Here is a 19,335-nt window from a genome sequence, read left to right as displayed (position 1 = left end):
AATGCCTAGTGTGCCTCCAACCAGTTCAGCCCCACGCCGACCTCCACTTCCATGGGCACTTCCAGGTGCACCGCGTATTTCATCAAATTGACAATGTTTGTTTTCACGATCTCCACCTCGTCCTTGTGCACGTCGAAGCACAATTCGTCGTGTACTTGCATGGTCATTTTCGACTTGAGTTTCTCTTTGCCGATCCAGCGGTGGATGTTTACCATCGCGATCTTGATGATGTCGGCAGCGCTGCCTTGTATGGGGGCGTTGATCGCGTTGCGTTCCGCAAAGCCGCGGGTGGTCACGTTGCGGGAGTTGATGTCGCGCAAATAGCGTTTTCTGCCCAGGATGGTCTCTACATATTCTTTTTCGCGCGCCATGTTGATGGAGTCGTCCATATAGCGTTTGATGGCGGCGAATTCGGTGAAGTACGATTGGATGATCTCGGCTGCTTCCGTGCGCGAAATGCCCAGGTTTTGTGACAGTCCGAAAGCCGTGCTGCCATACAGGATGCCGAAGTTCACCTCTTTTGCTTTCCGCCGCATATCGGGGGTCACTTTGTCGAGGTCTACTTTAAAAACTTTCGCCGCGGTGGTGGTGTGAATGTCCCGCTTGTTGCGGAAGGCGTCGATCATCGTTTGATCTTTTGCAAAGGACGCCGCGATGCGCAGTTCAATTTGCGAATAGTCGGCCGACATGAAGAGAAACTCATCGTTTCGGGGCCCGAACGCTTTGCGTATTTGCCGTCCTTTCTCGGTGCGGATGGGAATGTTTTGCAGGTTGGGGTTATTCGAGCTCAAACGTCCGGTGGCTGCCACAGCCTGGCGATAGTCGGTGTGAATGCGGCCATCGGTTTTGCTGATCATTTTTGGAAGCGCATCCACGTAGGTGGAGCGGAGCTTTTCGTATTCGCGGTAGTCGAGAATGCGCTTGGCGATCTCGTGTTTTGGTGCGAGGGTCAATAAAATATCTTCGCCGGTGGCGTACTGGCCCGACTTGGTTTTCTTCGGCTTCTCGATCAGCTTCATTTTATCGAAAAGAATATCCCCTAGCTGTTTTGGCGAGCCGATGTTGAATTCGGAGCCGGCCATTTGAAAAATATCGTGCTGCACTTTGTCGCTCTCTATTTTCAGTTCCTCCGACATTTTAGCCAGCGATTCGGTATTTACCTTCACGCCTTCAAATTCCATTTGCGCCAGCACATACACCAACGGCATCTCAGTGTCGCTCATCAGGCGGCTCACGCGGCGTTGTTCCAGTTCAGCTTTTAGTTTCTCACGCAACTGAACAAGCTGGTCGACGCGTTCGCAGAGGCGGTCTTTCAGGCTGCCAGTCTCCATCAGGTCATAGCCCAGGTATTGTGAACAAATGATGGGTAGATCGTGCGAAGCCTCGGGTTCGATCAGATAATGCGCCAGCATGGTGTCGAACAACGGGCCCGCTACCTCCACGTTATTTTTCTTTAACGCCAGGATCATGGCCTTCAGATTGTGACCCACTTTGCCGATTTGCGCATCCCCTAAAACGGGTGCCACGATCTTCGCGGCCCGTGTTGCCTGCTCCGCCGTGTCGATGGAAAAATAAAAGGCTTCGTCTGCGCGATAGGCAAAAGCGATGGCTCTCCATTGAAAATCGAAATTAGGTGCATCATCGCTGAGCGTGTCCAGGGCGATGTGGCGTTGTTCTTTTAGCTTCACCATCAACGCCTGTAATTGTTCTTCGTTTTCCAGCTGTGTGTATTGCACGGTTTGGCTGGAGAGCGTTTTTCGTTCGGTCATCACTTCCGCCACAACGGGTTCGTCGGGTTGGCCGAACATGGAGAGTTGTGCGGGCTTGGGTGCCACGCGGGGCACATCGGCCATGTATTCACCAAAGGCGCGGGCAGAGATGGATTTGAATTCGAGGTCGTTGAAAATAGGTTTCAGTTTTTCGGCATCGGGACCTTTGTAGGCCAGCTCGTTTTCGTCGAAGGCAACGGGTACGTCGGTGATGATGGTGGCGAGTCTTTTGGAAAGGATCGCCTGGTCGCCGAATTGTGTTACCAATTCTTTTTGCTTGCCTTTCAGATCGGCGGCGTGGGCGACAATGTTTTCGACTGTGCCGTATTGCTTTAACAAGGTGGCAGCGGTCTTGGGACCGAAGCCCGGAATGCCGGGGATGTTATCGGAGGTGTCGCCTTGCAAGCCTAGTATATCGATCACTTGCGACACGTTTTCAATGTCCCATTTCTCGCATACCTCTTTGGGGCCGAGCACATCGACGGCGTTGCCCATGTAGGCGGGTTTGTAAAGAAAAACCTGGTCGTTCACCAACTGCCCGAAGTCTTTGTCGGGTGTCATCATGTACACTTCGAAACCTTGCTTGGAGGCTTGCGCGGCGAGGGTGCCGATGATGTCGTCGGCTTCGTAGCCGTCCATTTCGAGGATGGGGATGTTGAAGCCGCGGATAATTTCTTTCACGATGGGGATACCGGAGCGAATGTCTTCGGGGGTTTCCTGGCGGGTAGCCTTATATTCTTTGAAGATCTCGTCGCGAAAGGTTTTGGCCACGGTGTCGAAGGCGACGCCGATGTGGGTGGGTTTTTGTTTTTGGAGCACTTCCATCAACGTGTTGGTGAACCCGAAGGCCACGGAGGTATTTATGCCTTTGGAGTTGATCCGGGGGGTTTTGGTAAAGGCAAAATGCGCGCGATAGATCAGTGCGTAGGCGTCGAGAAGGAAAAGTTTTTTATCGGGTCTGCTCATGCTGCAAAGTATCGCACATTTCGAAAAGAATCCAATGTTTCTGAAAGGAATGCAGAACGTTTTTGATTATTTTTAACTATGCATAGCATTGCCGTTTACCCTCCCCTCACCGCCCTGGAAGTTTACGAAAACCTCCCCGAAAGCACGTTGGCTGAAGTTATTGACAACAAAATTTATATGTCTCCATCACCCGTTGACCGCCATCAGAGCATTAGTGCGCAATTGACCGCGCAATTATTCTTCTATGCACAGAAACACGACGCGGGTCGCGTTTTTGCAGCACCTTTCGATGTCTACTTGGACGAGAAAAAGAACCTCGTCCAGCCCGACCTTCTATTCATTCTTAAAGAAAATGCGCATATCGTCAGGGGCCACGTACACGGCTCACCTGATCTGATCATAGAAATACTTTCTCCATCCAACAGAAGGCGCGACCTTATCACCAAGAAACGTCTTTACGAGAAATTTGCCGTGAAGGAATATTGGATCATCGATCCCGATACAAATGCGGCTTTCGGATTTCAACTTCAGAAAGGTGTGTATGTGAAACTTCCGACAGAAAAAAATATGCTCACATCACGCCTCCTCAAAGATGTTTTCGTGTTCTGATCCGGCACAAAGAAAAGCGCGACAGGAAAATCCCGCCACGCTCCTTACCACCTAACTATTTTGACAAGATGAATTGATGCTTGCTATTTCTTGGTAGCCGCGCAGTTGTGTTCAAACGTATAATCGTCGTCTGTTTCCAGAGTGTACTTGAAGTTTATACTCCTGCCGCTAACCGTGCCCGAACCGGATAACGCAATGGTCATGGACTTCCCTTTGAAGGATTGGTGCGGGATGTCGAATGTGTTGCCTTTGATGGTGGCCTTTACCGGCACATACATGAAATCACCAAAATTACTGATCTCCACGTTCGCGCCGCCATCCTTGGATTTGGTGATGGTCACTTCATAGTTCTCTACTTCGTCGTATTCATCGGTGTCGGCCACGGCATAGGTGCCGGCCAACTTGGATACGTCTGCGCTAAAATCTTCGTTCTCATCTTTGCTGCAACTGCTCAGGATCAGGGTTCCGATGAAGATCAGGATGCCTGCCAGGAACGGATACAGGGAATCGATGGACGTGAATCGTGCCGCCAAGTTTTTGGAAGAGGGGGGTGTTTTTTTCATGAATCGTTAAACTTTTGTTGTGAATGGGCGGATTACTCCGAGGCTGCAAATTTTGAGCCTGGGTTCAGATACGGCACGGTTGCCGTCTCAGCCGTCAAAAGCCGTTAACAAAAGGTTTACACGGGGTTTTCCGGGGGTCGACAGCGAGTTGACAAAAGCCCTCAAAAAATTGGTTTTTAGCTTGAAAAACGTCTTTTTTGTTCGAGCCCCGTTTCCCTCAACAAAAAGGCCATCACCAAACCGAAACCTATCTCCATGAACCCTGTTCAGCAATTCAGTCATTGGGAGGCCACCACCCCTGGGGCGATTTTTCTACAACAACCGCTCGCCGGTCAATGGAAAAAATGGACCTATAAAGAAGCGGGCGACGAGATCCGGCGCATGGCCACGGCACTGTCCACCTACGGCTTGCCGCCAAAAAGCAAAATTGCGATCCTCTCCAAAAACTGCGCGCACTGGTTCATGGCCGACATGGCCATCTGGATGGCCGGACATATCTCCGTGCCGCTTTACGCAACCTTCACCGCGGCCACGATCCGTCAGATCTTAGAACACAGCGAATCGAAAATTTTGTTTATCGGCAAACTCGATACGTGGGACGAGCAACGTTCAGGGATACCTGAAGGCCTTCATTGCATCGGGATCTCTACTTACATCAACACACCTTATCCCACTTGGGAATCGCTCGTGGCACAGCATGCACCGATGACATCTTTCGCAGCGCTGCGCTCCGACGATTTAGCCACGATCATGTACACTTCGGGCACCACTGGTAATCCAAAGGGTGTGATGGCTACGTTCGCTTCCTTTGCTTATGTCATCACTGAAGGACTCAGACACCTCGAAGCCGAAAACGGCAAACAGCGGTTCTTCTCCTACCTGCCTTTGAGCCACGTGGCCGAGCGTTCACTGGTGGAAATGGGCACGATCTACTCGGGCTCCACCGTGTACTTCTCCGAATCGCTTCAAACTTTTAGCGAAAACCTTGCGCATGCACAGCCCACCATCTTCCTGGCCGTGCCCCGCATCTGGGCCAAGTTTCGCGAGAAGATCCTGGAAGCCATGCCTCAACCGAAACTGGACCGGCTGCTAAAAATTCCCATCGTGCGTTCCATCATAAAAAACGCTATCAAAAAGAAGCTGGGTCTGGCAAAAGCAAACTGGGTGATTTCCGGTGCCGCGCCGATAGCCGCCGAGTTGTTGGAATGGTTTCAACGCCTCGACGTCACCATCCGCGACACGTATGGCATGACAGAGAACCTGGCCTATTCGCATGTGAATCTGCCCGGTGTGAAGTATGGCACCGTCGGCCAGGCCTGGCCCGACGTGCAGGTTCGCTTTAGCGAGACCGGCGAGCTGCAGGTGAAACACGCGGCGGTGATGAAAGGCTATTACAAAGACCCGGAGCTAACCCAATCCGTCATCACCGACGACGGCTTTCTGCGCACGGGCGACAAAGGCGTTGTGGACGACGAAGGATTCCTGACCCTCACCGGCCGTGTGAAAGATCAATTCAAGACCGACAAGGGAAAATTTGTGAACCCCACACCCATCGAGCTGCAGCTTCTGCGAAACCCCGACATCGATCAGGTCTGCGTGGTGGGCATGGGCATTCCCCAGCCTATTGCTTTGATAAATCTCTCTGCCGCGGGGAAATCAAAATCCAGGGAAGCCATCCTGGAAAGCATCCGTCAAACTTTTTCGGAGCTCAATCCCGTATTGGAAACCTATGAACGCCTGGGCGCCGCCGTGGTGATGCGCGACGATTGGACGGTGGAGAACGGCATGCTAACGCCTTCGCTAAAGCTCAAGCGGAATGAATTGGAGAAGGCCAATCTTTCAAAATATCCCGAGTGGTATAAAGCGAATTCCGTGGTCGTGTGGGAATGAATGCATCATGACCTCCGTCAATAAAAAAGGGAACTGATGATTTCAGTTCCCTTTTACTTTTAATGTCTGTCTGATTATTTCAAGTGTGCTTTGAAGAACGCCAAGGTGCGCTTGTATGCGTCTTCCGTTGCTGCCTTGTCGTAGATGGGATTGCTGGGGTTGGCGAAGGCGTGGTCGGCATCATAGTTTTTTACTTCCAGCTTCTTTCCGGCGGCCTTCATGTTGGCTTCGAATTTACTCACCACTTCGGGGGTGATGTATTTTTCTTTGGAAGCAAAGATGCCGAGCACGTCGGTGTTGAGGGTCTTCAGTTTCTCAACGTCGTCCACGGGCATGCCATAGTAGATCACACAGCCCGCGGCTTGTTTGCCGGCGTTGAGGGTGGCCAGCAACGACTGTCCTCCTCCAAAGCACCAACCGATGGTGCCGATCTTTGCCTGGGGACCAACGTAGGCGATGGCGCCTTTCACAATGGCGTCGCCGCGTTCTTGTTTGAATTGCTGCATGAGTTGGCCGGCGGCGGCGCGGTCGGCCGTCACTTTGCCGTCGTACATGTCGAGGGCGATCACGTTCACGTTGCCGAGGTCTTTGAACAGTTCATCGGCTTCTTTCTTGATCCAGTCGTTCAGGCCCCACCATTCCTGGAAAACAAAAATCCAGTTGTTGGTTTTTGTTTTGCTCATGATCAGGTAGGCGTTGGCTTGCTGGCCATCGGCGGTTTTGTAGGTGATCATTTTGCCACCCTCCTGGCTCACGTGCACGTAGGGCAAGGGCGTAGCGTGTTCGCTGTTAAATTTTTTGTTGGATGCAAAAACGGCAAATTTTTCGGTTGACGAGGTGTGGCATACGGTGATACCATCCTGCCCAAAGGCCGTTACCGCCAAAAGGAGCGCAAAGAGTTGAAGTGCAATTCTTTTCATAAGGGTTATGTTTAGGTGTTCATAAAACCGCGGCCGGTCTGATTTTGTTCATCACTCCTTCCATTGGCCGGTGATCACCCGGTCGTAGGTAATGAAATCGGTATTGATGGGCTCGAATCCTTTTTGGCGCAGCTGCATGGCGATCTGGGCGCGATGGTAGCTGCTGTGGTTCACGAGGTGGATCATGATCATCTCCACGTTGTTGATGTAGGGATCGCCCGTATAGTTCGTGTAGGTGAGCTCGCGATTAAAGTTGTCGGTACTCTCAACAAACTCCAACCAAAGCCTGCCCACTTCCTCCGCCATGGTCGTCAATTGCGCCAGGCTATACTCTCCACCCCAAAGCTTCACCTGTGCCGGGGGCAACCCTTTGATACGGTGCAGCCAAAGAAATTGCGCGGCCACGATGTGACCCAAAAGGCCGAGGATCTTTTCATCGCTCACGTGCTGACGGGTCAGGGCACTTAACACACGGTTGTTCGCCCATTGATTGTACTGATAAAGTTTGAGGAAATACTGCTTCATGTTCTACAGAAAATTGAAATGATGGTTCATAAAACGGCAGGCAAGTTACACGCTTTTATTCACGCCCGAATGCGTGAAGCATACCGATAATAAAAACAATGCATCATTCTATAAAAAAATTCCCGTTGATCGCCGTGTCACATCAAATCCTGACATCCACCAATTGATCGAGCATCCAACCGGTCAGGCTGAGGCGCTCGCGTGTGGCGGGCAACACTTCGTGCTCGATCTGGTCGCTGCGAAAACAAACCAGGCGGCCGGCCTGTGGCAAGGTGTCGAGTTGGTCTTCCTCCAGGTACATGCGGAGTTGGCCGCCTTCTTCGGGTTTCCAGTCGGGGTTGAGGTAGCAGATCACGGAAAGGCGACGGTGGTCGTTTTTTTTGAATTGATCGAGGTGGCGTTTATAATACGAACCGGGCGGGTAAACCGTGAGGTGCACCTCATAATCTTTTAAACTCAGGAACAGATTTTGATTAAGGAACTGGACGAGCTCATTCAATCGATTGAGGTACACGCGTACCGCATCCGGCGAGCTAGTTTTATCCAGCCATTGAATATAATCACCACGGATGGCTTCGTTGATCTGCAGGCCCTGGTCTTTGCCGATGCCGGCTTTTTTGAATTCGGATATGCCCGCCTTGAATGTGTCGAGGTTCAGAATGGCCGACACTTCGGCGGGACTCAGGAAATCGTCGGCGATTGCGTAGCCTTTTTCCGCCAATCCGTCGGCAATAGAATCAAAGTGGGTGTTCATGTGTAACAAATTTATAAATAGAATGTCTATACTTACCACGACGATGGCAACTTCACACGTAAACTTATGACGCATTCCTTTTTAAAGCTTTCATTCCCCGGGAAAAGAAGAACTTTCGGCTTTGCTTTTTCGCTATTGGGCTTTTTGTTTTTGCTCTCGGCCTGCAACGGGCCGCATGAAGGCATCGAGTTGCGGCAAATCCGCGACGTGGTGGTGGATGCTTCCACCGAACCGATGCTGAAAGCCAATGCCATCTTTTATAACCCGAACAAAGTGCGGGGTAAATTGAAGCGCATCAACGTGGACATTTGGGTGAATGGGAAGAAGGCGGCGACGGTGGATCAGAAACTGCGGACGGAGATCCCTGCGCAAAAGGAATTTTCCGTGCCCTTGGAGGTGAAGCTTGCGATTAAGGAGTTGGGGTTGTTAGATACGATCCTGGGGATGATTGGGGGGAAGAAATTTGAGGTCCATTATAAAGGGTTTCTGAAATTGAATTATCACGGCATTCCGATTAAGGTGCCGGTAGATTATACCGATACGATACGAATCAGTTTTTAAGAGAGTCCCTCCCCTCTTAATTTTTAAACCGCTCGCCTTCGCTAAAGCTTCGGCGGGCAAAGCCCTACTTCGCTGAAGCCTTCGGCGCGCAAACGAGACGCAGAGAAATTCAGGATTTTTTCAGGCGGAGTTTGCGGGCGTTCCACAGGGCTTCTTTGCGGATGGCGTCGTGGATGCTGGTGTTCACTTCGTAGCCGACCAGCAGCACCACCGTGATGAGTTGGATCCAGGCCATGAGGGCGATGAGCACGCCGATGGAGCCATAGACTTTGTTGTAGGTGCTGAAGTTTGTGACGTAGAAGGAGAATCCATACGACACGGCCAGGCTGAGCAAGGTGGCCAGCAACGATCCGATGGAAAAGAAACGCCAGTTGTAGTGAATGGCGGGACCAAAATAATAGATGGTAGAGATGGCCATGAAGAAAGCAATGAAGACGGCCACGAAACGCGAAACGTGAAGAAGCGTTACGGTGAAGCCGGTGAGCCAATCGTATTCGGGCAAGTTTGCCATGACATATTGCAGCACAAATTGGCCAACAATCAGTAAGATCACAGCCAAAAGAAGTGCTAAGGCCATGTTGACGGTGAGCGCCGTAGCGATCAAACGTGTTTTAATTCCGCCGCGGTTTTCGATGGTCCGGTAGCAGGCATTGAATGCGCGCATGAGCGCCATCATGCCGTTGGTGGAAAGGTATAGCGAAAACACAAAACCCAGCGACAACAAGCCGCCCCGTTGGTTGCTCACGATGTCCAACACCGTAGACGAGATCACCTCGAACATACTGGGCGGAATTTGTTCGCCCACAAAATCCATGATACTGTTGGTGTTGATCTCGGGGAAATAGTCCGTCACATAGGGAATGAGCGTGAACAAGAAGATGATGGCTGGAAAAATGGCGAGGATAAAGTTGAATGCCACTCCGTTGGCGCGGTCCAGGATCTCGTCGTCGGTCAGGTTTTTTAGAAAGATCTTCAGGATCTTGTAGAGCGAAACATTCTCGTGTTTTTTGAAACGCACTTTCTTCAGCCAGGTGAAAAGCAACCACCCGGGATTCCATTGGAGTAAAAGTCGTTTGTATTTGAATTTCATGCGAAGAATGGCTGCAACACTTTTTCCATCGCTGCCGGGGGCCGGCAAGGCCGGTTGGTCAGCTTGTCGACAAACGCCAGCAGCGTTTCGCCCTGGTGGATGAGTTTGTTTTGCTCGTTAAAAATTTCGTACTCAAATTTTATGCGCACGCTGGGTTTTTCGCGCAGCGTGGTCACGATCCTCAGTTCTTCGTCGTAGCGACCGGGGGCCAGGTACTTCGATTTATTTTCCAGCACGGGCATGATGACGCCCATCGCTTCAATTTCGCGGTAGGTTAGTCCCAGTTGGCGAAGGCTTTCCACGCGGGCCACTTCATAGTACATCGCGTAAAATCCATAATACACATATCCCATCTGGTCGGTCTCACCATACCGCACGCGAATCTTGGTCTCGGATTGATACATGCTTAGCGCTGTTGTTGTTTTCGCAGCGCCTCGCCTTTCTCCTGCTCGATGGTGAGGGCGCGCTGGTAGCGGGCGGCGTTGCGCATGTGTTCCTCGTAGCTGTTGGTGAAGTTGTGAAACCCGGAAAAATCTTCGCGGGCACACATATAATAATAGTTGGTGTCTGCGTGGTCCAGCACCGCATCGATGGAGCTGATCTCGGGCATGTTGATGGGGCCGGGAGGCAAGCCAGGATACTTGTAGGTGTTGTAGGGCGAGTCGATCTGCTTGTGGCCGTTCAGCACGCGCTTCAGTGTGAAATCGCCCACGGCAAAAACCAACGTGGGGTCTGCCTGCAGGGCGATGCCTTTGCTGAGCCTGTTCAGGTAAAGGCTGGCAATGATAGGAGCTTCCTCATCCTTAATGCTTTCGGCTTGCACGATCGAAGCCAGGGTGGACACCTCGATGGGGGTGTAGCCCAGGGCTTTCGCTTTTTCTTTTCGCTCGGCATTCCAGAACTTTTCGTATTCCTGATGCATGCGCTCGATCAGCCGTTGGGGCGATATGTTGTAATAGACCTCGTAGGTGTTTGGGATGAACATGCTCAACACGTTGTCCTTGTTGAAGCCGTATTTGTTGTTCATGGCAAACGCGATGAGGGCCGCTTCGAACTCACCCTTGTCCATGTTAAGGTTCTTCGTGATTTTTTCGGCCAGCTCGGGAATCAATCGGACATTGTTGAATGTTATCCTGACCGGTTCCTGTTTGCCCGACCGCAAAGCTCTGATCGCCTCCAGGTTGGTCATGTTCTTCACCAGCACATAACGACCGGGCTTCACGTCGTGGGTGTAGCCCATGATGCGCGCCAGGAAGCTGAAGGATAAAAGATCCTGCACGAAGTCACCGTCGTGCAATTCTTTTTGGATGTCCTTGAACGTGGCCCCTTCGGGCACTAAAAGCAAGCGGTTTTCTTTATCGACCAGGATGTTAGGCGTATACACCATCTGGAAACCGTAGAAGGTGAAGGAGATCCCTAAGATGGAAAACAGTAGAAAGAATATCAGGCGCTTGCTCGGCTTCATAACTGGATAATAGGGCTCAAAAATAGTGAAAGGTTACTAGTTAACCCATAGTAAAAACACCGGGGAAAGGTTTTGGATCCGCACAAAAAGCCCTCCCCGGTTTGAATTTTCCCGATTTACTTAACTTTCAGAAAACATGGCAGCAGAATTACTCAAAATACATCCCCAAAATCCGGAAGGCCGAAAGGTTGCCCACGTGGTGGACGTGCTCCGGAAAGGGGGCATCGTCATCTATCCCACCGACACCATCTATGGCATCGGCTGCGACCTGATGAACCGCAAATCCATCGAGCGCCTTTGCCGGATCATGGACATTAAACCCCAAAAACTCGATCTCTCTTTTATCTGCAACGACCTCAGCCACATTTCGGAATACGTGCGCAAGATCGACACGCCGGTTTTCAAGATATTGAAAAAAGCGTTGCCCGGACCCTACACTTTTATTTTGGAATCCAGCAGTAAAGTGCCCAAGATCCTGGACGTGAACAAGCGCACCGTAGGCATTCGGATCCCCGCCCACAACATCCCACTCGACATCGTGAAGTTGCTGGGCAACCCCCTCATCACTTCCTCCATAAAAGACGACGATGTTATTAAAGAATACACCACTGACCCGGAGGAGATTTACGAAGATTTTAAAAACGATGTGGATCTCGTGATCGACGGTGGCCCCGGCGGCAATGTGCCCTCCAGTGTTATTGATTGTACGAATGAAGAAATCACGATCATCCGCCGCGGTCTGGGCGATGTGGATAAGATCATCTGATCGTTAGTTCGAGAAAACCGTTTGGCCGGCCAGCAGTTTTTTAATGGCGTTTTGCGTAATGCCTTTGATCTTGTCGCCCGAGCTTCCACCCATGCCGCCGCTCGAACACCAATCGGTAGAGCTGGTATTCACAATGATCCCCGACGTCTTTGTTTTCTGGCTCACGATGAATGTTGAAATGGTCTCGTTCACCCGGAAGCCTTTGTCGAAGCCCACGATCTCGGCCTTTTCAAATTGGAGTGCGGCCTTGTCCAGGATCGGATAGCCATCGCCGTCAAAACCGGTGACCGGTGCTCCGTCATACTCCGAGGTGGGACAGGAAATGATATCGCCCTTTGCCAGGTTTAAGCCTTCCAACAAAGGAGAATTGGGAGCGATGATCTTGTAGCCGTTCCAGCCGTTGTCGGTTTTCAAACCATAGCCGCCGTGGGGAAAATCGGCGCCGAGGCTGGAGAGGATGGAATATTGTAGCGAGGCGTTCGTCCATTCGATGGTCTTTAACAACTCGTCGGTTTCGGGATCGTTGTCGTGATGCTTATAACAAATGAGTCCTGTCTTGTCGGCGGAGTAGCGCACTTGCCACCACATGGTGTTGCCCGACAACACGAGTGCATGGCCTCCGTTGTCGACAAACTTGTCGAAGTTCAAACGTCCCGGGCGGGTCCAGTATTCGTTGTGACCTACGATCACGACGATCTTTGCGTTCGACAGGCGTTCGTAAACATCCAGGTCGGAATCGGCCGCATAGCCGATCTTCACATTCTTCATGTCGCTAAACCATGTTAGGCAGACCGTTGAAAAGGGTTGCAGCGCGATGGGCCGCAGAAAGGAAACCATCGGCGGGCGGTCTGATGCGGAGTAGAGACTCTTGCCTCCGCTTTCCTCATAGGCGTTGGCGGTGTTGGAGGGATAGACAATGAGCAAGTCTATCGCTTCGGGAGTTCTGACAATAAAGGGAATTTTATTTTCGATGAAGTACATGCCACTTTTCACCGTGGCAGGGATCGGAAATTTTATCGTGGGGTTAAAACCAAATCCATTGGTGGACGGATGATCTGCATTCATCTCCTGGACGGTGAGCGGCGAAGCAATCGAAAAGGCTTTGACGCCTTTTACATCATAGATATCCAGACGGCAGAGTTCCACGACTTTGCTGGACTGAAGATAGGCTGTCACTTGTTCGTCGGGTGCATAGGAGACCTTGTCGGTATAACCCAGTGAAATCGTAGGCGCGCACGGATTGGTAGGGAGACCGGTGGGAGGCGGCGGTGGCGGATTTACGACCGGAGGTGTCACGGCTTCTTCCTCCTCGTGGCGACAGGAATACAAAATGGTGAGGACACAAAGAGCTAAACAGGTGGAAATACCACGGGAACGGCGCCATCGACTTAACATACAGAAAAACAAGCTTTACCAAGATTACGGGGAAAGCCGCCCATTTCAAAATCGGTGTCAATTTTTGAAGTTTTTCATACACAGGCTATGTCTTTTCCCCAGAAAATGAGTCCCCGCCATTAACTTTGGCTGCAACAAAGACCTGACGCATTTGACCACCCTCATCGAAGCCCAGTATCTTCCGTCCATCGCCTACTTTGCAGCCCTGCGGCCCGCGAAGAAAATCATCCTGGAAAAGTACGAGCACTACGAAAAGCAGACCTACCGCAACCGGTGTTACATCAATTCGGTACATGGACGGGAGGCGCTCATTGTGCCGCTCACGGCCAAGCATGGCAAGGTGCCCATCGCGGAGGTGCGGATAGACCATTCACAGAAGTGGCTCAACAACCACTGGCGCACCCTGCGGTCGGCTTATGGCAAGGCGCCCTTTTTTGAACATTATAGTCACGACCTGGAGAAGATTTTGTTCAGAAAACAGGAGTTTCTCTATGACCTCAATCGCGATTTGCTGTCAATGTGTCTCAAGTGGTTGAACTGGGATGTGTCAGTAGAGGCAAGTTTGTCGTACAACCCTGCACCCGACCAACCTATTTCAGACCTGCGATCGGTCATAAACCCGAAGAAAGCGGTGAATCTTAGCAGATTTTACCATCCGGCACGTTATTACCAAGTATTTGGCAATGCGTTTGCAGAGAACCTGAGTCTCGTTGACCTGATCTTTTGTGAGGGGCCCAAAGCCGCAACGATTGTTCAACTATCCACAACGGCAAAATGAACAAATAAAAAGCGGCAGACGTTTCTATTTAAATCTTCAGGATTCAATAGCATTGAACACACAAAATACTTTACATTTACATTAACCATCATTAAACTTTCTCTATGGAAGCTAAATTTTCCAATCGGGTCAAGGAAGTTATCTCACTGAGCCGGGAAGAAGCGTTGCGCCTTGGGCATGATTACATCGGGACGGAGCATCTGGTTTTGGGCATGGTACGGGAAGGCGAAGGCGTGGCCGTAGGGGTGCTGAAAAAGCTGGGTGTGCCGCTGGATGAATTGCGTAACGAGATCGAAAAAATTTCCAAAGGTACGGCTACACACCAGATCAAAAACCTCGCGAACATTCCGCTCACGAAGGCTTCCGAAAAAGTGTTAAAGATCACCTACCTGGAAGCCAAGATCTTCAAGGCCCAACTCATCGGCACCGAACATCTCCTCCTTTCCATACTCCGTGATCAGGACAACCTGGGCACCCAAATTCTCAATAAGTTTGACGTAAACTACGAGACCGTGAAAGAAATGTTAGAATATCAAAACGAAGGCCCTATGGCCTCCCAGGATACTGACGATCCGGATGACGATTCCTCGAAAATCTTTGGAGCAGGTGGCGCGGGCGCTCCCGGCAAAGAGAAAAAAGGAACGGAAAAATCCAGAACGCCGGTACTCGACAACTTTGGCCGCGACCTGACTCGCCTGGCCGAAGACAACAAACTCGATCCCATCGTGGGCCGGGAAAAGGAAATCGAGCGCGTGGCGCAGATCCTCTCCCGCCGCAAGAAAAACAACCCCATCCTTATCGGCGAGCCCGGTGTAGGTAAAACTGCCATCGCAGAAGGCCTGGCCCTGCGCATCATCCAGAAAAAAGTTTCCCGCGTATTGTTTGGCAAGCGTGTGGTGACCCTGGATCTGGCATCCCTGGTTGCCGGTACGAAATACCGCGGCCAATTCGAAGAAAGAATGAAGGCCGTCATGAACGAATTGGAAAAATCACCCGACGTGATCCTGTTCATCGACGAGCTCCACACCATCGTAGGTGCCGGTGGCGCTTCCGGTTCGCTGGACGCCTCCAACATGTTCAAACCGGCACTGGCCCGGGGCGAGATCCAATGCATTGGCGCCACCACGCTGGACGAATACAGACAGTACATTGAGAAAGACGGCGCCCTCGCCCGTCGTTTCCAGATGGTGATGATCGATTCCACCACACCGGAAGAGACCATCCAGATCCTGGACAACATCAAGGAAAAATACGAAGATCACCACCATGTGATCTATACCAAGGAAGCCATCGAAGCTTGCGTGAAGCTTTCCGACCGCTACATCAGCGACCGGTATCTGCCCGACAAAGCCATCGACGTGCTGGATGAAGCCGGAGCGCGCGTACACATCAACAACATCCACGTGCCCGACGACATCGTGAAGTTTGAAGAGGCGATCGAAGAGGTGAAGAAAGAAAAGAATCGCGTAGTGAAAAGCCAGAAGTACGAAGAGGCTGCTCAACTCCGCGATCGCGAAAAGAAACTCATCGAGCAACTCGACAACGCGAAGATCAAGTGGGAAGAAAAAACCCGCACCGAGAAATACACCGTCAACGAAGAAAATGTTGCGGATGTGATCGGTATGATGACGGGCATCCCCACCAACCGCATCGCCCAGAAAGAAAGCAACAAGCTCCTCAGCATGGCCGATGAGCTGAACAACCGGGTGATCGGTCAGGAAGAAGCCATCAAGAAATTGACCAAGGCCATCCAGCGCACACGCGTAGGCTTGAAAGATCCGAAGAAACCCATCGGTTCCTTCATCTTCCTCGGACCTACCGGCGTGGGTAAAACGGAATTGGCCAAGGTGCTGGCCACCTACTTGTTCGACAAAGAAGATTCATTGATCCGCATCGACATGAGCGAGTACATGGAGAAATTCTCCGTATCGCGTCTCGTGGGTGCCCCTCCCGGCTACGTGGGTTACGAAGAAGGCGGACAGCTTACCGAAAAGGTGAGACGCAAGCCCTACTCCGTAGTGTTGCTGGACGAAATCGAAAAAGCTCACCCGGATGTGTTCAACATCCTGCTGCAAGTGCTGGACGACGGTATTCTTACCGATGGTTTAGGCCGCAGAGTGGACTTCCGCAATACGATCATCATCATGACCTCCAACATCGGGGTGCGTGACCTGAAAGATTTCGGATCGGGCATTGGTTTCTCCACCGCCGCCAAGCGCGAGAGCGACGAGGAGCACATGAAGACCACCATTCAAAATGCTTTGAAGCGTGCCTTCAGCCCCGAGTTCCTCAACCGGTTAGATGACATCATCGTGTTCAACTCGCTGCAACGCGAGAACATCCACAAGATCATCGACCTCACGCTGAAGAAGCTGTTCGATCGCATCATCCAGATCGGCTACAACGTGGAGCTGACCGAGAAAGCGAAAGACTTCCTGGCCGAAAAAGGATACGATCATCAATTCGGCGCTCGTCCTTTGAACAGAGCCATTCAGAAATATCTCGAAGACCCGGTAGCGGAAGAGATCCTGAAAGGCGAAGTAGAAGAAGGCGGCACCATCCTGGCCGACTACGATGGCAAGGGCGACGTGCTCACCATCAAAGTGAAAAAAGCGAAAGCTTCGTCTAAGGAGAAAAAAGAGTAATCGAATACACACACTTCCCAATAGGAAAAGGCACTCGTGAGAGTGCCTTTTTTTGTGTACTACATTCTCGTGGCGGACCACCGAGATAAGTGCGCAGTATCCTCGGTCAGGGCTAAAGCCCTTTCAGCATGTGTCCGTTAACCCCGGCCTAAAGGCCGGGGTTACTAAAGATCAGAGTCATCTAAAAAATCAAGTTACTAAAGACGGGCGTACAAAAGCCGGAAGTCGATAAGATCAACTTAAAGACGGGGTTGCAAAGGCCGGGATTGATAAGATCAGGTCGCTAAAGACGGGGGCTACAAAGGGCGGAGTCGATAAGATCAAGTTGCTAAAGGTTGATGGAGATCCGAGTCAATAAAAAGTCCGGATCACGAAGGTCGAGCTACTAAAGACCGGAGTTTCATAGATCATTGCTCTCTGGCCCTTCTGGACGTCCACGTCCATTCGACTCGTCCAAATGAATAACCCCGGCCTTTAGGCCGGGGTTACACGTCTCTCCTAATCCAGGGCTTTAGCCCTGACCTTTAGCGTGGAACATATTCAATAGCTCCCAAAGAATTTCCTCGCGAACCACTCCAGACTCACCATCATCAGCAAGACCCAGAAGATCCATTTCAGGTTGATGAGGGAGTGATACGATTCTTCCGAGTGGATGATACTCTTCGCTTCCGTCTTGCTCAGTTCGGATTTGAGCGATTCCATTTTTGATGCCTGATAGAACTTGCCGCCCGAGCTTGCCGAGAGTTTTCGCAGCAGGTCGAAGTCGGCAGTGAGGTTTTGGAGTTCGGCCTGGCGTTGCACCACGGCGAATTGGCCGCGGACCTGCTCGGCTTTTCCTTCGAGGACGGTTTTGGAGGTGTAGCGGTAAACGCCTTCTTTGAGGCCGCCAATCTGGTAGCGGATGTTGCCGGGGCTGGTGGTGTAGGCGTATTTGGTTCGTTTGCCCGCTTCGTCGGTGAGGTCGATGTCGATGGCGTTGCCGTAGATGGGTTCAAAGATGTCGTTGTAGACCTGGCTTTCGAAGACGACCGATTCGGTGTCGGAGAACTCCTGTTGGATGGGGTAGCTTCTGAATTTGCGTTTGTCGTCGGAGGTGCTGAGGTATTGCATCAGCTTACTGAACACCTCGTCGAAGGCTTGTGAGTTTTCGCTGCGGTCGAACTCGTTCAGCTTCCAGCGCCACAGCCCCTCGCCCAGCATGACAGCGATCTTGCGGCTGTTTTCTACGTCCACCAAAAGCAATGGCTTCTCGGTGGTCGCACTTCCCACTTTCTGAAAGAGCAACGGAGTAGCTGTTGGCGGAATCCTGATTTTTCCAAAATGCACCGACACGGGGGGATAGTTGGACATGATCGTGTTGGTTTCGGCCGAAATAAGAAAATGAGAGAAGGCCGCATTGGTGGCCGGGGTCACCTCATCATAGTCGCGGGGAGGTGCCTCGAATCTGACGGGCATGTTTTGTTTGGTGATGAGCTGCAAGTCCGATTGAATGCCCAGGATGAGGAACAGCGCCGTGGGGCTGGCCGCGAACTGTTGAAACAGGTCGCGCGTCTTGCCCCGCATATCGGGCGACTGATGGAAGATGGCCAGGTCAATTTGATCGGGGCGCAAAACGCTGGCGGGTTGTTCTTCCACGCCGGGAATGTGCAGCAGAAATTCGTAGTTGGGATTTTTATCGATCACCTCGCGCAACGCTTTGATGTCGGGGTGTGGCGAGGGGGCGACGACCAGGATCTTCTTCTTGCCCTCCACTACCTCCACAAAAATTGACGACCGGTTGTTCCTTGCATTCACTTCTCCTTCTTTCAGTTCCACCTGAACGTCCAGCTTTTGAATGCCCTGGTCGTTAGCCAGCGGTTGGAAATCGTAGCTCAACAGGCTCTCCGATTTGTAGGCTTTCGATTGCGTTTCCAACACTTTGCCACCTTGCAGCAGCGACACTTTGATGGTTTGCGGGGGAAGGTTCTTCACCATCACCTCGACATGCACCGGAAATTTATTTCCCTGGTAGACGATCTTGTTGTAGGCAATGTTCTTGATGAGCACGTCGGTTCGCTCCAGCGTATCGCCTACGCCGATGGTGTACACGGGGAAGTTATACGAAGCATACAAAGGCGATAACCCCGCATTGTAGATCCCATCCGATACCAGGATGACACCGCCAATGCGACTGCCCTCGAAACGGTTCACGATCTTCTTCAACGCTCCACCCAAATCCGACACGGGACTGGTATAGGCCGGCTTCTCAATTTCATTTCCAGCCAGGTCTGTGGTCCGGGTCTCATAGCCTTTCTCCACCAATAACGTTTCGGTTTCCTTCACGCGGGCCTGCAACTGTTTCAATGTGGTGGTATCGGTGGTCTCTTTGATCGACACCGAATTATCGTAGACCACCAGGAAAAGCGGTTTCTCAAAAAGATTGCTGATCTGTTTCACCACCGGCCCCAACAGCAAAAACATGAGGAAAAAAGAAAGCACGGCCCGGCCGGCAAAGAGCAGGCGGTTCCATGTTTTGCTCCACGGGTGCTCGGTGCGATACAACAGGAATGCAAAACCCAATGCGAGGATCACGCAAACGAGGATGTAGGCGGGCGATGATTCGAATATGACGCGTTGTTGGTGCATGTCTGAATTTAAGA

16 protein-coding genes are annotated in these 19,335 nt (G+C 51.5%); 6 read left to right on the top strand and 10 right to left on the bottom strand.

All coding sequences use genetic code 11. The features are described from left to right. Positions 1 to 5 precede the first annotated feature (5 nt). Positions 6 to 2,735, bottom strand: a complete 2,730-nt coding sequence (gene polA / locus BUB30_RS33810) for a DNA polymerase I (protein WP_073143332.1) — start codon at positions 2,733 to 2,735, stop codon at positions 6 to 8. Positions 2,736 to 2,813: 78 nt separating this feature from the next. On the opposite strand from polA, the gene BUB30_RS33805 reads away from it, so the two are divergent. Next, positions 2,814 to 3,344, top strand: a complete 531-nt coding sequence (locus BUB30_RS33805; protein WP_073143331.1) for a Uma2 family endonuclease — start codon at positions 2,814 to 2,816, stop codon at positions 3,342 to 3,344. A gap of 83 nt (positions 3,345 to 3,427) precedes the next feature. Here BUB30_RS33805 and BUB30_RS33800 read toward each other — a convergent pair whose 3' ends face one another. Then, entirely contained in the window at positions 3,428 to 3,907 is a 480-nt protein-coding gene (locus BUB30_RS33800; protein ID WP_073143329.1) for a hypothetical protein, read from the bottom strand. A 255-nt stretch (positions 3,908 to 4,162) separates the two neighbouring features. Here BUB30_RS33800 and BUB30_RS33795 point away from each other — a divergent pair, with 255 nt between their 5' ends. Then, entirely contained in the window at positions 4,163 to 5,797 is a 1,635-nt protein-coding gene (locus BUB30_RS33795; RefSeq protein WP_073143328.1) for an AMP-binding protein, read from the top strand. Positions 5,798 to 5,871: 74 nt separating this feature from the next. Here the strand turns inward: BUB30_RS33795 and BUB30_RS33790 are convergent, their stop codons facing one another. The 3 genes from BUB30_RS33790 to BUB30_RS33780 form a co-directional block, all read right to left on the bottom strand. Then, complete coding sequence (locus BUB30_RS33790) at positions 5,872 to 6,717, bottom strand: dienelactone hydrolase family protein (RefSeq protein ID WP_073143326.1); 846 nt, start codon at positions 6,715 to 6,717, stop codon at positions 5,872 to 5,874. Positions 6,718 to 6,768: 51 nt separating this feature from the next. Then, positions 6,769 to 7,242 (bottom strand): DinB family protein, encoded by a 474-nt coding sequence (locus BUB30_RS33785; protein WP_073143324.1) that lies wholly within the window; start codon positions 7,240 to 7,242, stop codon positions 6,769 to 6,771. Between the two features lie 142 nt (positions 7,243 to 7,384). Then, on the bottom strand, positions 7,385 to 7,996 hold the full coding sequence (locus BUB30_RS33780; protein WP_073143322.1) for a 2OG-Fe(II) oxygenase: 612 nt from the start codon (positions 7,994 to 7,996) through the stop codon (positions 7,385 to 7,387). Between the two features lie 66 nt (positions 7,997 to 8,062). Here BUB30_RS33780 and BUB30_RS33775 point away from each other — a divergent pair, with 66 nt between their 5' ends. Continuing rightward, the gene (locus BUB30_RS33775) at positions 8,063 to 8,557 is read left to right on the top strand and encodes a hypothetical protein (RefSeq protein ID WP_073143320.1); all 495 of its coding nucleotides are present in this window, start codon (positions 8,063 to 8,065) and stop codon (positions 8,555 to 8,557) included. 109 nt (positions 8,558 to 8,666) lie between these two features. On the opposite strand, the gene BUB30_RS33770 is transcribed toward BUB30_RS33775, so the two are convergent. Genes BUB30_RS33770 through mltG form a run of 3 tightly spaced genes read right to left on the bottom strand, consistent with a single transcriptional unit; the run spans position 8,667 to position 11,112 of the window. Then, complete coding sequence (locus BUB30_RS33770; RefSeq protein WP_073143318.1) at positions 8,667 to 9,647, bottom strand: YihY/virulence factor BrkB family protein; 981 nt, start codon at positions 9,645 to 9,647, stop codon at positions 8,667 to 8,669. Then, positions 9,644 to 10,051: an acyl-CoA thioesterase gene (locus BUB30_RS33765; protein ID WP_073143316.1), complete on the bottom strand. Its 408-nt coding sequence runs from the start codon at positions 10,049 to 10,051 to the stop codon at positions 9,644 to 9,646. The genes BUB30_RS33770 and BUB30_RS33765 overlap by 4 nt, the downstream gene beginning before the upstream one ends. A 2-nt stretch (positions 10,052 to 10,053) precedes the next feature. Continuing rightward, the gene (mltG, locus tag BUB30_RS33760; RefSeq protein WP_073143315.1) at positions 10,054 to 11,112 is read right to left on the bottom strand and encodes an endolytic transglycosylase MltG; all 1,059 of its coding nucleotides are present in this window, start codon (positions 11,110 to 11,112) and stop codon (positions 10,054 to 10,056) included. A gap of 136 nt (positions 11,113 to 11,248) precedes the next feature. On the opposite strand from mltG, the gene BUB30_RS33755 reads away from it, so the two are divergent. After that, on the top strand, positions 11,249 to 11,878 hold the full coding sequence (locus BUB30_RS33755) for an L-threonylcarbamoyladenylate synthase (protein ID WP_073143313.1): 630 nt from the start codon (positions 11,249 to 11,251) through the stop codon (positions 11,876 to 11,878). A 3-nt stretch (positions 11,879 to 11,881) separates the two neighbouring features. Here BUB30_RS33755 and BUB30_RS33750 read toward each other — a convergent pair whose 3' ends face one another. After that, positions 11,882 to 13,207, bottom strand: coding sequence for a N,N-dimethylformamidase beta subunit family domain-containing protein (locus BUB30_RS33750; RefSeq protein ID WP_073143312.1), 1,326 nt, complete (start codon positions 13,205 to 13,207; stop codon positions 11,882 to 11,884). 217 nt (positions 13,208 to 13,424) lie between these two features. On the opposite strand from BUB30_RS33750, the gene BUB30_RS33745 reads away from it, so the two are divergent. Together BUB30_RS33745 and BUB30_RS33740 are read left to right on the top strand one after the other, a co-directional pair. Further along, positions 13,425 to 14,051: a WbqC family protein gene (locus tag BUB30_RS33745; RefSeq protein ID WP_073143310.1), complete on the top strand. Its 627-nt coding sequence runs from the start codon at positions 13,425 to 13,427 to the stop codon at positions 14,049 to 14,051. Between the two features lie 104 nt (positions 14,052 to 14,155). Beyond that, on the top strand, positions 14,156 to 16,696 hold the full coding sequence (locus BUB30_RS33740) for an ATP-dependent Clp protease ATP-binding subunit (protein WP_073143309.1): 2,541 nt from the start codon (positions 14,156 to 14,158) through the stop codon (positions 16,694 to 16,696). A 540-nt stretch (positions 16,697 to 17,236) separates the two neighbouring features. Here the strand turns inward: BUB30_RS33740 and BUB30_RS33735 are convergent. Further along, positions 17,237 to 19,321 carry a vWA domain-containing protein gene (locus tag BUB30_RS33735; RefSeq protein WP_073143307.1) on the bottom strand — a complete coding sequence of 695 codons (2,085 nt, stop codon included), beginning with the start codon at positions 19,319 to 19,321 and terminating at the stop codon, positions 17,237 to 17,239. Between the last annotated feature and the right edge of the window lie 14 nt (positions 19,322 to 19,335).

Origin of the sequence: Chryseolinea serpens, from assembly GCF_900129725.1 — a bacterium.
In the GTDB taxonomy this organism is placed as follows: Bacteria; Bacteroidota; Bacteroidia; order Cytophagales; family Cyclobacteriaceae; genus Chryseolinea; species Chryseolinea serpens.
Note: the sequence above shows the minus strand (reverse complement) of the source record. Positions and strands in the feature narration are given on the sequence as shown.